Source organism: Streptomyces sp. NBC_00576, assembly GCF_036345175.1.
Lineage (GTDB): Bacteria > Actinomycetota > Actinomycetes > Streptomycetales > Streptomycetaceae > Streptomyces.
The window spans coordinates 7951709-7966271 of record NZ_CP107780.1 but is presented as its reverse complement, the minus strand read 5'-3'; the positions used below and the strand labels follow the sequence as shown (position 1 = coordinate 7966271).

Annotated in this window: 11 protein-coding genes and 1 pseudogene; 8 read left to right on the top strand and 4 right to left on the bottom strand. The window is 70.5% G+C overall.

The features are described from left to right. Positions 1-3: 3 nt before the first annotated feature. The 3 genes from OG734_RS34620 (at position 4) to fabF (ending at position 2780) form a co-directional block, all read left to right on the top strand. Positions 4-999, top strand: a complete 996-nt coding sequence (locus OG734_RS34620) for a ketoacyl-ACP synthase III (RefSeq protein WP_330291360.1) — start codon at positions 4-6, stop codon at positions 997-999. An 83-nt stretch (positions 1000-1082) separates the two neighbouring features. Beyond that, the gene (locus tag OG734_RS34615; protein WP_105971431.1) at positions 1083-1331 is read left to right on the top strand and encodes an acyl carrier protein; all 249 of its coding nucleotides are present in this window, start codon (positions 1083-1085) and stop codon (positions 1329-1331) included. Between the two features lie 177 nt (positions 1332-1508). Then, entirely contained in the window at positions 1509-2780 is a 1272-nt protein-coding gene (fabF, locus tag OG734_RS34610; protein ID WP_330291359.1) for a beta-ketoacyl-ACP synthase II, read from the top strand. Positions 2781-2886: 106 nt separating this feature from the next. Here the strand turns inward: fabF and OG734_RS34605 are convergent, their stop codons facing one another. Then, on the bottom strand, positions 2887-3381 hold the full coding sequence (locus tag OG734_RS34605; protein ID WP_330291358.1) for a DUF3145 domain-containing protein: 495 nt from the start codon (positions 3379-3381) through the stop codon (positions 2887-2889). Between the two features lie 270 nt (positions 3382-3651). Between OG734_RS34605 and OG734_RS34600 the strand changes: the two genes are divergently transcribed. Together OG734_RS34600 and OG734_RS34595 are read left to right on the top strand one after the other, a co-directional pair. Further along, the gene (locus OG734_RS34600; protein ID WP_330291357.1) at positions 3652-4554 is read left to right on the top strand and encodes an SGNH/GDSL hydrolase family protein; all 903 of its coding nucleotides are present in this window, start codon (positions 3652-3654) and stop codon (positions 4552-4554) included. A gap of 10 nt (positions 4555-4564) precedes the next feature. Next, positions 4565-5551 carry an aldose epimerase family protein gene (locus tag OG734_RS34595; RefSeq protein ID WP_330291356.1) on the top strand — a complete coding sequence of 329 codons (987 nt, stop codon included), beginning with the start codon at positions 4565-4567 and terminating at the stop codon, positions 5549-5551. A 106-nt stretch (positions 5552-5657) separates the two neighbouring features. On the opposite strand, the gene OG734_RS34590 is transcribed toward OG734_RS34595, so the two are convergent. Continuing rightward, entirely contained in the window at positions 5658-8135 is a 2478-nt protein-coding gene (locus OG734_RS34590; protein WP_330291355.1) for a beta-glucosidase, read from the bottom strand. A gap of 128 nt (positions 8136-8263) precedes the next feature. Here OG734_RS34590 and OG734_RS34585 point away from each other — a divergent pair, with 128 nt between their 5' ends. Further along, complete coding sequence (locus OG734_RS34585) at positions 8264-9586, top strand: pyroglutamyl-peptidase I family protein (protein ID WP_443065120.1); 1323 nt, start codon at positions 8264-8266, stop codon at positions 9584-9586. On the opposite strand, the gene OG734_RS34580 is transcribed toward OG734_RS34585, so the two are convergent. Beyond that, a complete protein-coding gene (locus tag OG734_RS34580; protein WP_330291353.1) occupies positions 9559-10359 on the bottom strand; it encodes an EI24 domain-containing protein in 801 nt (266 codons plus the stop codon). The genes OG734_RS34585 and OG734_RS34580 overlap by 28 nt on opposite strands. Positions 10360-10542: 183 nt before the next feature. Between OG734_RS34580 and OG734_RS34575 the strand changes: the two genes are divergently transcribed. Beyond that, positions 10543-13167 carry a M14 family zinc carboxypeptidase gene (locus tag OG734_RS34575; RefSeq protein ID WP_330291352.1) on the top strand — a complete coding sequence of 875 codons (2625 nt, stop codon included), beginning with the start codon at positions 10543-10545 and terminating at the stop codon, positions 13165-13167. Positions 13168-13235: 68 nt separating this feature from the next. Then, a pseudogene (locus OG734_RS34570) lies at positions 13236-13439 on the top strand (EstA family serine hydrolase); the annotation flags it as partial. Between the two features lie 83 nt (positions 13440-13522). On the opposite strand, the gene OG734_RS34565 reads toward OG734_RS34570, so the two are convergent. Further along, positions 13523-14551 (bottom strand): NADP-dependent oxidoreductase, encoded by a 1029-nt coding sequence (locus tag OG734_RS34565; protein WP_330291351.1) that lies wholly within the window; start codon positions 14549-14551, stop codon positions 13523-13525. Positions 14552-14563: the final 12 nt, after the last annotated feature.

Here is a 14563-nt window from a genome sequence, read left to right as displayed (position 1 = left end):
CAAATGTCGAAGATCAAACCCAGTAAGGGTGCCCCGTACGCGCGCATCCTGGGGGTGGGTGGGTACCGGCCGGTCCGGGTCGTGCCCAACGAGGTGATCCTGGAGACGATCGACTCGTCCGACGAGTGGATCCGCTCCCGCTCCGGCATCGAGACCCGGCACTGGGCCTCCGACGAGGAGACCGTCGCCGCGATGTCGATCGAGGCGTCCGGCAAGGCGATCGCCGACGCGGGGATCACCGCCCAGCAGATCGGCGGCGTGGTCGTCGCCACCGTCTCGCACTTCAAGCAGACCCCCGCCGTGGCCACCGAGATCGCCGACAAGCTCGGCACGGCCAAGGCCGCCGCGTTCGACATCTCGGCGGGCTGTGCGGGCTTCGGCTACGGCCTGACCCTGGCCAAGGGCATGATCGTCGACGGTTCGGCGGAGTACGTCCTTGTCATCGGCGTCGAGCGGTTGTCCGACCTGACCGACCTGGAGGACCGGGCGACCGCCTTCCTGTTCGGTGACGGCGCGGGCGCGGTCGTCGTGGGCCCCTCCCAGGAACCGCACATCGGTCCGACCGTGTGGGGATCCGAGGGTGACAAGTCGGACACCATCAAGCAGACCGTACCGTGGAACGAGTACGACAGTTCCGGCAAGTTTCCTGCGATCACGCAGGAGGGCCAGGCGGTGTTCCGCTGGGCCGTGTTCGAGATGGCGAAGGTCGCCAAGGAGGCGCTGGACGCTTCCGGACTTTCGCCGGACGACCTGGACGTCTTCATTCCCCACCAGGCCAACGAGCGCATCATCGACTCGATGGTGAAGACACTCAAACTGCCGGAGCACGTCACGGTCGCGCGCGACGTGCGCACCACCGGTAACACGTCGGCCGCCTCGATCCCGCTCGCGATGGAGCGGCTTCTGGCGACCGGCGAGGCGAAGAGCGGCGACACCGCGCTCGTCATCGGCTTCGGGGCGGGTCTCGTGTACGCCGCGACGGTCGTTACCCTCCCCTAGGCACCCCGCACCGGATCCTCGGAACCGGAACGGGGACAACTGCCAACCCTCTCTGGATAGATACACAAGAAGGAGCGCCTGCCATGGCCGCCACTCAGGAAGAGATCGTCGCCGGTCTCGCCGACATCGTGAACGAGATCGCCGGCATCCCGGTTGAGGACGTCCAGCTGGACAAGTCCTTCACCGACGACCTGGACGTCGACTCGCTGTCCATGGTCGAGGTCGTCGTCGCCGCCGAAGAGCGCTTCGACGTCAAGATCCCCGACGAGGACGTCAAGAACCTCAAGACGGTCGGCGACGCCACCGCGTACATCCTCAAGAACCAGGACTGATTCACCGGCCCTGATCATCAGGACTGGTCATCAGCACTGGTCATCAGGGCCGGTCGTCAGGGCTGGTCATGGGGACCGATCCCTGATCGGTCCCGCAGCCCCGCCACCCGGCGGTGGCGCCGTTCTCCCCGCCGACGCGGGGGTTGTCCTCCCGTATCCGTTGGAGAAGGAATTCCCGTGAGCCCGACCAATCGCACCGTGGTCGTCACCGGTATCGGCGCAACCACACCGCTGGGTGGTGACGCGGCCTCTACCTGGGAGGGTCTGGTCGCCGGCAAGTCCGGTGTCCGTGCCCTGGAGCAGGAGTGGGCGGCCGAGCAGGCCGTCCGCATCGCCGCGCAGATCGCCGTCGAACCGTCCGAGATCATTCCCCGGCCCCAGGCCCGCCGGCTGGACCGGTCGGCGCAGTTCGCGCTGATCGCCGCCAAGGAGGCGTGGGCCGACGCGGGCTTCACCGACCGCGCGGGCGAGGGCGAGAACCAGGCCGTCGACCCCGACCGGCTCGGTACCGTCATCGCCTCGGGCATCGGCGGAGTCACGACTCTGCTCGACCAGTACGACGTGATGAAGGAGAAGGGCGTACGCCGCGTCTCCCCGCACACCGTCCCGATGCTGATGCCCAACAGCCCCTCCGCCAACGTGGGTCTGCTCGTCGGCGCCCGCGCCGGTGTGCACACCCCGGTCTCCGCCTGCGCCTCGGGCGCCGAGGCCATCGGCTACGCCATCGAGATGATCCGTACCGGCCGCGCCGACGTCGTCGTCGCCGGTGGCACGGAGGCGGCCATCCATCCGCTGCCCATCGCCGCGTTCGGCAACATGATGGCGATGTCCAAGAACAACGAGAACCCGACGGGTGCCTCGCGTCCGTACGACACGGGCCGCGACGGCTTCGTGCTGGGTGAGGGCTCCGGCGTGGTCGTCCTGGAGTCCGCCGAGCACGCCGCCGCGCGCGGTGCCCGGGTCTACGCGGAAGCGGTCGGCCAGGGCATCTCGGCCGACGCCCACGACATCGTGCAGCCGGAGCCGGAGGGACGCGGTATCTCGGCGGCCCTGCGGAATCTGCTGGCCAGCACCGATCTGGACCCCGCCGAGATCGTGCACGTCAACGCGCACGCCACGTCGACGCCGGCGGGTGACGTCGCCGAACTCAAGGCGCTGCGCAATGTGTTCGGCGATGATGTCGACCACATGGCCGTGTCCGCGACCAAGTCGATGACCGGACACCTGCTCGGTGGCGCCGGCGGTGTCGAGACGGTGGCGACCGTGCTTGCGCTGTACCACCGGGTCGCCCCGCCGACGATCAACGTCGAGAACCTCGACCCCGAGGCCGACGCGGACATCGTGCGTGGCGAGGCCCGCAAGCTGCCGGTGGACGGTCGTATCGCCGCCCTGAACGACTCGTTCGGGTTCGGCGGCCACAACGTGGTGCTGGCGTTCCGATCGGTCTGACGGACGACAAGTACAGCTGCACGTACGCGCTGTACGTACGCGAAGGCCCCCACCGATCGGTGGGGGCCTTCGCGTATCGCTCATATCGCTCGACCGTTGGTGAAAGTCACACCACCTGGTGCAGCCATCTCACCGGGGCGCCCTCGCCCGCGTATCTGAACGGCTCGAGCTCGTCGTCCCAGGGTTTGCCCAAAAGTTTGGCCAACTCGGCCTCCAGGTCCGTCTCTCCGCGCTGGGAGCGGGTGAGGGCGGCGCGGAGGCGGTCCTCGGGGATGAGGATGTCGCCGTGGATGCCGGTGATCGCCTGGTAGATGCCGAGGTCGGGGGTGCAGCTGTAGCGCTCCCCCTCGGCGGTGGCGCAGGGTTCCGAGGTGACCTCGAAGCGCAGCAACTGCCAGCCGCGCAGGGCCGACGCGAGCTTGGAGGCGGTGCCGACCTGGCCCTTCCAGGAGAACTCGGAGCGCCAGGTGCCCGGTGCGGCGGGCTGGCGGATCCAGTCGAGGCTGACGCGCGTGCCGAGCACTCCGGCGACGGCCCACTCGACGTGCGGGCACAGCGCGCGCGGCGCGGAGTGCACGTACAGAACTCCACGTGTCGTCACTGGGACCTCCGGACAGAGCGGGACATCTTGCGAACTGGCTGAGCAGCGGTGGCGGGCAGCCGCGTTGATGGCGAGGCTACCGTGCGGCGGCGCAAGGAGTGTGACGTACCGTCGGTCCCGATGCCATGAAACGCCCGCCATTCACCCAGGGGGACGCTTGTACGGGTGTGCGACGTTGCACTGTGTGAGGCATTAGTTGTTTTCGGTTCGGGAACTTTCGTGCGTTGTTATGGGCGAGAGGCATTGCACACCGACCGAGGGGACCAAAGGATGCGGAAACGAAGTCACCGTTCGCGGGCCGTCGTCGCCGTCGTGTCGGCGGCCCTGCTGGGTGTCGCCGGGTGTGACGCCGCCGGTGGCGCGTCTCCGGCTCCGGACGGCACCCGGGCGAAGGCGAAGCCGTCGCCGACCCCGACGCCCGCCTGGGACAGCAGCCCGGCCTCCATGGCCGCCGTGGGCGACTCCATCACGCGCGGCTTCGACGCCTGCTCGGTGCTGTCCGACTGCCCCGAGGTGTCCTGGGCGACCGGCAGCGACAAGGCCGTGAACAGTCTGGCCGTACGGCTGCTGGGGGCGTCCGGGGCTGCGGCGCGCAGCTGGAACCACGCCGTCAGCGGCTCCCGGATGACCGATCTGCCCGCCCAGATGACGAAGGCCGCCGTCCACAAGCCCGCGCTGGTGACGGTGATGACGGGGGCCAACGACGCGTGCCGGGCGTCGGTGGGGGCGATGACGTCGGTGGCCGACTTCCGGGCGTCGTTCGCGCAGGCGCTGCGGACCCTGCGTAGGGCCGCGCCCAAGAGCCAGGTGTATGTGGCGAGCGTGCCGGATCTGAAGCGGCTCTGGTCGCAGGGGCGGGGCAACGCGTTGGGCAAGGCGGTGTGGAAGCTGGGGATCTGTCCGTCGATGCTGGGTGACCCGGACGCGGTCGACTCGGCGGCGACCGCGCGGCGGGACGAGGTGCAGGGGCGGGTGGAGGCGTACAACTCGGCGCTGAAGGAGGTGTGCGCCACGGACCGGCTGTGCCGGTTCGACGGGGGCGCGGTCTTCGGCTTCGACTTCGGGACGCGGCAGTTGAGCCCCTGGGACTGGTTCCATCCGAGCCGCAACGGGCAGGCGCGGCTGGCCGAGATCGCGTACCGCGGAGTCACCGGCAGGAAGGCGGTGACCTAGGGTTTTCCGCATGGCCCACAGATACGAACTCTTCGGCACACTTTCCGACGGCACCCCCGTCCACCGCTGGACGCTGGAGCGGGCCGGGGTCCGGGTGCGTGTGCTGACGTACGGCGGGATCGTGCAGTCGGTGGAGGTCCCGGACAGGGACGGGCGGCTCGTGGACCTGGTGCTGGGGTTCCCGGACGTGGCCGGATATCTGGCGCACCCCGAGCCGTACTTCGGCGCGCTGGTGGGCCGGTACGCGAACCGCATCGCGGGCGGCGCCTTCCCGCTGGACGGCCGGACGTACCGGCTCGCGCAGAACAACGCGCCCAACTGCCTGCACGGCGGCATCCACGGTTTCGACAAGCGGGTGTGGGACGCGGAGCCGGTCGAGGACGGGGTGCGGCTGTCCCGGGTGAGCCCGGACGGCGAGGAGGGGTTCCCGGGGCGTCTGGAGATCTCGGCGACGTACACGCTGGACGTGGACGGGGCGCTGCGGATCGCGTACGAGGTGGTCACGGACGCGCCGACGGTGATCAACCTGACGAACCACACCTACTGGAACCTGTCAGGGCCGGCCTCCGGCAGCACGTCCGGGCACGCCCTGCGCATCGGCGCCTCGCGGTACACCCCGGTGGACGCGGACCGGATCCCGACCGGCATCGAGCCGGTGGCGGACTCCCGCTTCGACTTCCGTACGGAACGGGAGGTGGGTGCCTGGTACGACCACAACTTCGCCCTCGACAAGGGACGGACGGCGGATTCGGTGGCGGTCGCCGAGCTGTACGACCCGGCCTCGGGGCGGTTCGTGACCGTGGCGACGACCGAGCCCGGTCTCCAGCTCTACACCGCCGACCACTTGGGCGAGCCGTTCGGCCCCAGGCACGGCGTCGCCCTGGAGACGCAGCACTTTCCCGACTCGCCGAACCGGCCCGAGTTCCCGAGCACGGAACTGCGGCCGGGTGACACGTTCCGCTCGGAGACGGTGTTCGGTTTCGGTGTACGGGGCTGAGGTGCGCGGCGTTTAGGGCGCCCGGTCCATACAGGCCGCCGGCGAGCCCCGGTCCGGGGGTCAGGTTCCCGGGCCGGGGCCGGCTGGTGGGGCGGACCGCCCTCGGCTAGACCGTAATCGGCGCGGTGAGTCGGCGGTCGGTGATCGAGCGGCCCACCTGGATTTCGTACGAACCCTTCACAAAGGCCCACGCGCCCGCGGACTCGTCCCAGATCTCGAAGGCACGGCGCGGGAGTTCGAGGGTCACCTCCACTGTTTCGCCGGAGGCGGCTTCGATCCCGGCGAAGGCGGCCAGCCGGCGAGCCGGGCGATCGGGGTCCGGGACGGTCGGTGCGAGGTACGCCTGTACGACCTCGCGGCCCGCGCGTGCGCCCGAGTTGGTGACCCGGACGGTGACCGTCACTCCGTCCGCCTGTGTCCCTTCCGCCTCGACCGTCTCGTACGTCCAGTCGGTGTAGCCGAGGCCGTGGCCGAAGGGGTACGAGGGTGTCCGGCCCTCCTTCTCCCAGGCGCGGTAGCCGATGAAAACGTCCTCCGTGTACGGGAGTTCGCCGTCTGTCGGGGCCACCCGGGTGACCGGGGCGTCGGTGAGCGCGCCCCAGGTGGTGGGGAGCCGGCCGCCGGGTTCCCGCGCGCCGGTGAGGACGTCCGCCAGGGCCGCGCCGCCCTCCTGGCCGGGGAACCAGGTCAGCAGCACGGCGGCGACCTCGTCGCGCCAGGGCAGCTCCACCGGGGAGCCGGAGTTGACGACCACGACGGTGTTCGGGTTGGCGGCGGCGACGGCGCGGACCAAGTCGTTCTGGCGGCCGGGGAGTTGGAGGTCGGTGCGGTCGAAGCCCTCGGACTCGACGCGGTCCGTGGTGGCGACCACGACGACGGCGGCGTCGGCGGCGCGGGCGGCTTCGGCGGCCTCGGCGATCAGTTCGTCGGGGTCGCGCCGCGGTTCCTGGTGGCACAGGCTGAAGCCGACGGACTTCATCGCGGCGTCGTCGGGGAAGGTGACGCCGTAGGTGAGGGACACCTCGACCGGTGTGTCCGCGGTCAGTTGGACCTCGGCGTGGGGTTCGGGGTCGCCGAAGAACGAGATGAAGGGGTCGTCGCTGTCGGTGGTCTGGACGTCGTCGTAGTACGTCGTGCCGTCGACGGTGAGGGTGAAGGCGCCGAGGCCCTTGATGCCGAAGGTGTGCGGGCCGGTGTCGCGCGGGGTGAAGGTGCCGGTGAGTTCGACGGTGTGGAGCCGGTCGTGGGTGACGCCGTCAGGGAGGTCCGCGCCCATCCAGTTGATCTGGCCGCTGGGCGCGGAGCCGGTGCCGATGAACGTGCCTGCGGTGTCGCGGCAGACTGCGCGCAGGACGAACCCCTTGTCGGCGACGGCGAGTTCGGTGTTGGGGTCGGCGCCGACGGCGTACGTCAGGGTGCCGTCGGGTAGGGCGGCGGTGAGGCCGTCGAGCGGGGAGACGACGCGGGCCGGGAAGACGGTGGCGGAGCCGCCGCCGAGGACGCGGGCGTCGCGGGCGGCGGCTCCGATGAGGGCGACGGTGTGTCCCGTCGGCAGCGGAAGGGCGCCCTCGTTGCGGACGAGGACGAACGAGCGGTGGGCGATCTCGCGGGCCAGTGCCTCGCCGTCGACCGGTGCGGGGAGGTCGGTGTGGGCCACCGCGGGTTCGGCGCCCGCCAGGATGCCGACGCGGGCGGCGAGGCGCAGTACGTTGCGTACGGCGCCGTCGAGGGTCGCCTCGGGCACGTGTCCGTCCCGTACGGCCCGGGCGAGGGGGGCGCCGTACACCGTCCTCGGGCCGGGCATGGCGACGTCGAGGCCGCCGTTGATCGCGCCGGTGGTGGAGCGGGCGGCCATCCAGTCGGAGACGTTGTAGCCGTCGAAGCCCCATTCGCCGCGCAGGACCTCGTTGACCAGATAGCGGTGCTCACTCATCGTCGTGCCGTTGACCGTGTTGTAGGCGGTCATGATGCCCCAGGGGTGGGCGTTCTTGACGATGGCCTCGAAGGGGGCCAGATACAGCTCGCGCAGGGCGCGTTCGGAGACCAGGTTGTCCACGGTGAAGCGGTCGGTCTCGGCGTCGTTGGCGACGAAGTGCTTGACGGTGGTGCCGACGCCGCCGGACTGGACGCCGTTCACATAGCCGGCGCCGATCCGCCCGGTGAGGTACGGGTCCTCGCTGTACGCCTCGAAGTGCCGGCCGCCGAGCGGGGAGCGGTGCAGGTTGACGGTGGGCGCGAGGAGTACGTGGACGCCCTTGCGGCGAGCCTCCTGGGCCAGCAGCACCCCTGCCCTGCGGGCGAGTTCGGGGTCCCAGGTGGCGGCGAGCGCGGTCGGGGACGGCAGGGCGACGGAGGGGTCGTCGGCGGTCCAGCGGGTGCCGCGGACGCCGATCGGGCCGTCGGACATGACCAGGGACCTCAGCCCGATCTCGGGCAGCTCGGGCAGCGACCACATGTCCTGGCCGGCCAGCAGCCGGGCCTTGGCGTCCAGGTCGAGCTTGCCGAGAGCCGCCTCGACGGCCGCCTCACGGGCCTTGTCGTTCGGTACCTGTGCTACCTGCGGGACCTGTGGTGTGTCCGTCACGTCGGCGTCTCCTCGTCGAGTCCATGAACGTCTCCCCGCCTCCCACTATGGCGTAGACCACTTGAGCCACGCGATACTGCGGCCTTCCGGCAGCACCCCACTGTTGTGTCCCCACGACGACGGAAGGTCTGACTCCTTTGAGTTCTCCACGTGCACGTGTACGGATCGGTGTCCTCGGACTCGCCCTACTGGCCGGGCTCGCGGCGCCCGCCCCCGCCTCGGCCGCCGACACCCCGGCCGCGCCGACCGTCGAGGAGCAGCGGCTCGACAAGGCGGCGCCGCAGGAGATCCTGCGGCGCTCCGGATTCGACTCCGTGGCACCGGAGTTCGCGCGGGTCCTCGGCGGGGCGCGCTCGTATGCGGACGCCCGCAGACTCGTCGTACGCCAGGGGGCGGCGCTGTGGCGGCGGGCCGTCGACCGGGCGCAGGGGCGCGGGCCGGCCGGCGGCGACCTGAGCCGGGACGACGACCGGCCGCTGTACTGGGCGCGGCTCGGGATGACCCGGGAACTGCGGGCGTGGGAGCCGTCGTTCGGAGTGAGCGCTGGCCAACGGGCGGCGCTGCTCGGTGAGTTGGAGCGGAACTCGCGCGGGCAGACGTCGATCCGGTATCCCTGCGGTGGGACGCTGAAGCGTGTTCTCGTCACCGGGTTCGATCCGTTCACGCTCGACCGTGACATACGGATCTCCAACCCGTCCGGGGCCACCGCGCTCGCCCTCGACGGCACGGTGATCGAGACGGCGGAGGGTCGTGTCAGGGTCGAGACCGCGGTGTTCCCGGTGCGCTGGCAGGACTTCGCGGAAGGCACGGTGGAGCGGACGCTGCGGCCGGTCCTGCCGAAGGTGGATCTGTTCGCGACCGTGAGTCAGGGGCGGGTCGGGCGGTTCGACGTGGAGCGGACCAACGGGGCCTGGCGGGGCGGCTTCCCGGACAACGAGAACATCGGCCGGACGGAGACCGTCCCGGTCGGTGACCCGGCATCGCAGCCGCAGTGGACGTCGACGACCTTGCCGTACAAGGCGATTGTCGCCGCGAACACCGGGCGCTTTCCCGTGTACGACAACACGAGCGTGACCGAGATACCGGCGGGCGGCACCGGTCCCGTCGTACGGGCCGACGGGCCCACCCCCGGGTCGACGGCGCGGGCCGGGGGTGGCGGGGACTATCTGTCCAACGAGATCGCCTACCGGGCCACCCTGTTGCGCGACCGGCTCGGGCTGGGCGCCACACTTCCCGGCGGGCATGTGCACACGCCTGTGCTGCAGTTCGGGACGGGCAACACCGACCCGGCGACCGGGGCCGTGACCGATCCCGAGTTCGTGCGGAACCGGCTGGACATCATCGCCCAGGTGCGGTCGATCCTGAGCGTCGCCGTCGACGCGTCCGGTGGCGCTTCCGGAGGCGCTTCCGGAGGCGCTTCCGGTCAGGAGGCTTCGCCCGACGTCGCCTGATCGTCGGTGTCCTCCGAGGATTCCCGGGTCTCCTCGCCGAGCAGGTCGCGGGCCATCAGTGTGGCGCCCGCGACCGCGCCCGGCATCAGGAAGACGGCGACGAACGGCACCACGAAGGCCAGCGCGAGCGGCGTGCCGAAGCCCCACACGAGCAGCTTGCGGGAGCGCAACAGGGCGAGCCTGTCCCGGAGTTCGACCTGGCGCCGCTGAAGGGCGACGGCGGTCAGTTCCTCGGTGAGGAAGAAGCCGGTGACGGCGAAGCCGATCACGGGTACGACGGTCTGCCCGATGACCGGGACGAAACCGAGGGCGAAGACGAGCAGCGCCCAGCACAGGGCCCGTACGAGGACCCTGAGGCTGTCGCGGGCCGAGATCCACAGTTCCTTGTGCAGCGGCAGGCCCGACTCGGGGGCCGTGCCGTCGGGGGACACGTCCCGGTCGACCTTCTCGGAGAGGTTCTCGTAGAAGGGCTGGCCGATGAGGAGGGTCATCGCGGTGAACGTGAGGACCGACAGGAGCAGGGCCAGCGCGAAGAGGAGGGCGGTGAGGAAGCCGCGGAAGAGGCCGAGCCAGGGGCTCGACCAGTCGTCGGCGAAGGGGGTGGCCCAGGCGGTGAGGTCGGTGCCGTAGAGGGCGAGGGAGGTCAGGGCGCCGACGTAGAGAACGAGGGTGAGGAGGCCGGGGAGCAGCCCGAATCCGTACTGCTTGCCGTGTCGGGCGACCCAGCGCTGGCCCTTCAGGAGGTAGCGGAAACCTGTCGCAAGATCACTCATGGAAGAACTCTATCGGCGGTGTACAGCAGGCACGACATGCGCCATCCGGGGCATCTGCGGCGCCGAGACCCTCTTGTTGGCGTTGAGTCGAGGAGGTACATCTCGCCGTACCGATCTCAGGAAGCCCAGGACACAAAGGCCCAGGAAGCAAAGGAAATACAGGAAGCAATGGAAGAGGTACGCGTGCGTCGCACAAGACCCGTTCCACCGAGCCCTGTTCTGCTCGCCGTTCTCGCCGTCACCACGGCGGGCTCGCTCCTGCTCACCCCCCACACCGCCACCGCCGACCGCAAACCCGTGACCCGTGAGGGGGTGGAGGGAGCGGGGGCGGAGGGAGGGCGGTCCGCAGCCGACTCGCGTGCCGCGACGACCCCCGCCGGCGCCGCCACCCGCGCCCTGACCGCCCCCGTCACCGACCTCACCGACACCGGTCGCGGCTACCCCCGCGAACAGATCCTCTCCCCCGACCCGGAGAACCCGGCCGACAAGTCCATCAAGCTGGGCCTGACCCCGTACCACGCCATCGCCCCGAAACTGAACGCCCTCCAGAAGCTGGGCGACCGGGTGAGCGTCGAGGTCGCGGGCCGTTCGGCGGGCGGGCACCGGCTCTACCTCGTCACGGTCACCGCGCCGGAGAGCGTGGCGCAGACGCGCGCCCAGGAGAACATGCGCGCGTTGATCGAGAACGTGTCGGCGGTCGCCGCCAACAGCCTGACGATCAAGCGGAGTTACAAGGCCCCCGTCTTCGTCAACAACAACATCCACGGCAACGAGTGGGAGGGCACCGACGCCTCCCTCAAGCTTGTCGAGCGGCTCGCGACCGCCACCGATGCCAGGACGCGGGACCTGCTCGCGCACAGTCGGCTCTACTTCAACATCACCGCCAACCCGGACGGCCGTATCGCCGGTACCCGTGCCAACGCCAACGGGTTCGATCTGAACCGGGACTTCGTCACCTCCTCGCAGCCCGAGGGGCGGGCGATGCGGCAGATCGAGATCGACAAGCAGCCGACCGTCATGCTCGACCTGCACGGATACGTCAACGGCACCCTCATCGAGCCCACCACTCCCCCGCACGGCGAGAACTACGAGTACGACCTGTTCCTGAAGAACACCTACGCCAACGCCCTCGGGATGGAGGCCGCGGTCAACGGCCTCGGCTACACGCCGGGGAAGGACGGCGTCGAGCCCGCCCAGATCCCGTTCCGTGATCAGCAGGAGGGCTGGGACGACTGGCCGCCGATCTTCACCCCGCAGTACGCGGCCTTCCACGGCACGGTCGCCGCGCACACCGTCGAGATCCCGATGACGGTCAACAACCGCGCCTACGACACCCTCCCGGTCGACGAGTTGCGCCGCCGTTCCGCGATCAACGTCGCCGTGGCCGACGCGGCCATCACCGCGACGCTCAACTACGTTCAGGATCATCGGACTTCACTGGTCGCCGACCAGATCGAGGTCTTCCGGCGCGGCGCTGCGGGGGCCGCCCAGGTGCCGGTGTCGGCGGCGACCGTCCCGGGCGTTCCGGGCATCGGGCCGGAGGACGTCTACACGACCGCCTTCCCCCGCGCGTACGTCATTCCGGCGGGCGCGTCGGCCCAGCGCTCCGCGCCTGCCGCCGCGCGGCTGGTCGACCACCTTCTCGCCAACGACGTCCAGGTCACCCGCGCGAGCCACGCCTTCCGGCTCGGCGGACGGACGTACGCGAAGGGTTCGTACGTCGTCGACATGCGCCAGCCGAAGCGCGGGCTCGCGAACGTGCTGCTCTCCGACGGGCGGGACATCAGCGACAAGGTGTCGGTGATGTACGACATCTCGGGCTGGAGTCTGGGTCGGTTGTGGGGCGCGACCGTTCAACCGGTCCGCAGCGGCAGTCTGTTGGGGGTGCCGCTGCGGGCGGTGGCTGCCGCGACGCGGGTCGGACATGTCGCGCCGCACGGCAAGCTGCGGCTGCGCCTGGACGACCCACGTGAGATCGCCGCCCTCAACTCCCTTCTGCGGGACGGGGTTCCGGTACGGCGGGCAGTGGACGGCAGTGCGATCGTCCCGGCGTCGGCGCGCACGAAGGCGGTCGCGGCGGCCCGTACGTACGACGTGGCCTTCGACGCGACGAAGGCCACCGGAGCCTCCGTCCTGCGTCGCACCCGGGTCGCGGCAGCCGTCACGCCCGGGGAGCTGTTCGCGCTGCGTGAGATGAACTTCGAGGTCACGCCGGTGTCGACGGCCGTCCTCAACGCCGGTTTCGACTGGGCCGGGGTGGATGTGCTGTTCGTGTCGCAGGACGTCGAGTACCAGGGCCTGAACCCGGCCGCCCGTACGGCACTTGACGCCTTCCTCGGCTCCCGGGGACTGGTCGGCCGGGGCGTTGCCGGGGCCGCGCTGAACTCCGCCGCCGGGGTGCTGGCGGCCGAGCCGGCCGAGGGGAACGGGGACGCCAACGGCGTGGTCCGGGTCGTGAATTCGGGCCTGAGCCCGGTCACCGGCGGGGCGCCTGAGCACGGATTCGTCTACGCGCCCGTCTGGTTCACGGACCTGGGGCCGGGCGTGCGGGTCGACCAGTCGTACGGGACCGGGAACCTCCTCGTCTCCGGGCACTGGCGGCCGTTCGCGGACGGTTCCGGCGGGCCGGCGGCAGCTGCGGGACAGCCGTCGGTGGTCAGCGGGCCGCACGCGGTGCTGTTCGGCACCGAGCCGTTGTTCCGGGACCACCCCAAGGGGGAGTTCGCGCAGGTGGCACGTGCATTGCTGAGCGTGCCGACCGCGACGATCGGTGTGACGATCGGTATGACGAGCAAGGAGATCGGATGACGCAGGAGACCACCGAGGCCGTAGGACGGCTCGTCCAGGGCACGGTCGCCGAGGGCTTCGAGGCGGTGCAGAAGACCGCGGACGTCGCCTACCCGTTCCTGGGCGCGGGCACCATCGGTCACAGTGGCGCGGGCGGCTCCCAGGCCTTCGCCGACCCGCACAGCGGCCTGGCCTACGGCTACACCCGCCGCCGGTTCGCCTTCCCGGGCGGAGCGGCGCCGGAGAACGAGCGGTTGGTGCGGGCCGTGCACATGGCGGCGCTGCGCGGCTGACGCACGCATCGGCCCCAACGGCAGAGGCCGCACCCCACGTCCAGGGGTGCGGCCGCTGCCGTATCGCCAAGAAGCCTGACGGCTCAGAACTTGACGATCATCTTGCCGGTGTTGTCGCCGCGCAGCACCCCGAGGAACGCCTCCAGGTTGTTCTCGATGCCCTCGACGACCGTCTCGCGGTACTTGAGTTCGCCGGAGCGGACCCACGCGCCGACCTCCTCGACGAACTGCGGCTGAAGGTCCTGGTGGTCGTTGACGAGGAGGCCCTCGATGCGGCCACGGGTGGCGATGAGGCGAGCGAGGTTCTTCGGGCCGGGGGCGGCCTCCGTGTTGTTGTAGACGGAGATCATGCCGCAGATGGCGATACGGCCGCCGTGCCTGAGGGCGCCGATGGCCGCCTCAAGGTGGTCGCCGCCCACGTTGTCGAAGTACACGTCGATGCCGTCGGGGGCCGCCTTGCGGAGCTGCTCGCTGACCGACCCGTCCTTGTAGTTGAAGGCGGCGTCGAAGCCGTACTCCTCCACCAGCAGCTTGACCTTCTCGTCGGACCCGGCGGACCCGATGACCCGGGAGGCACCCTTGAGCTTGGCGATCTGGCCGACCTGGCCGCCCACTGCGCCGGCGGCACCCGACACGAACACCACGTCGCCCTCCTTGAAGGAGGCGGTGCGCAGGAGGCCGACGTAGGCGGTGAGGCCGGTCATGCCGAGGACGCCGAGGTACGTCGACAGCGGCGCGGCCTCGGGGTCGACCTTGACGGCGTCCTTCGCGTTCACGGCCGCGTACTCGCGCCAGCCGAGGAAGTGCAGCACGTGGTCCCCGACGTCGAGTCCCTCGGCGTTGGAGGCGACGACCTCGCCGACGGCCCCGCCCTGCATGACCTTGCCCAGCTCGAAGGGGGCGACGTACGACTTGGCGTCGCTCATCCGGCCCCGCATGTACGGGTCCACGGACACGTACAGGTTGCGCACCAGCACCTGGCCCTCACGGGGCTGCGGGACCTCGGCCTCGACCAGGGCGAAGTCCTCGGCCTTGGGCCAGCCGACCGGACGGCTGAGCAGGTGCCATTCGCGGCTGACGGTGGGGAGGGCGGGGGTGGGGGCGTCGGACATGAGGGGGGCCTT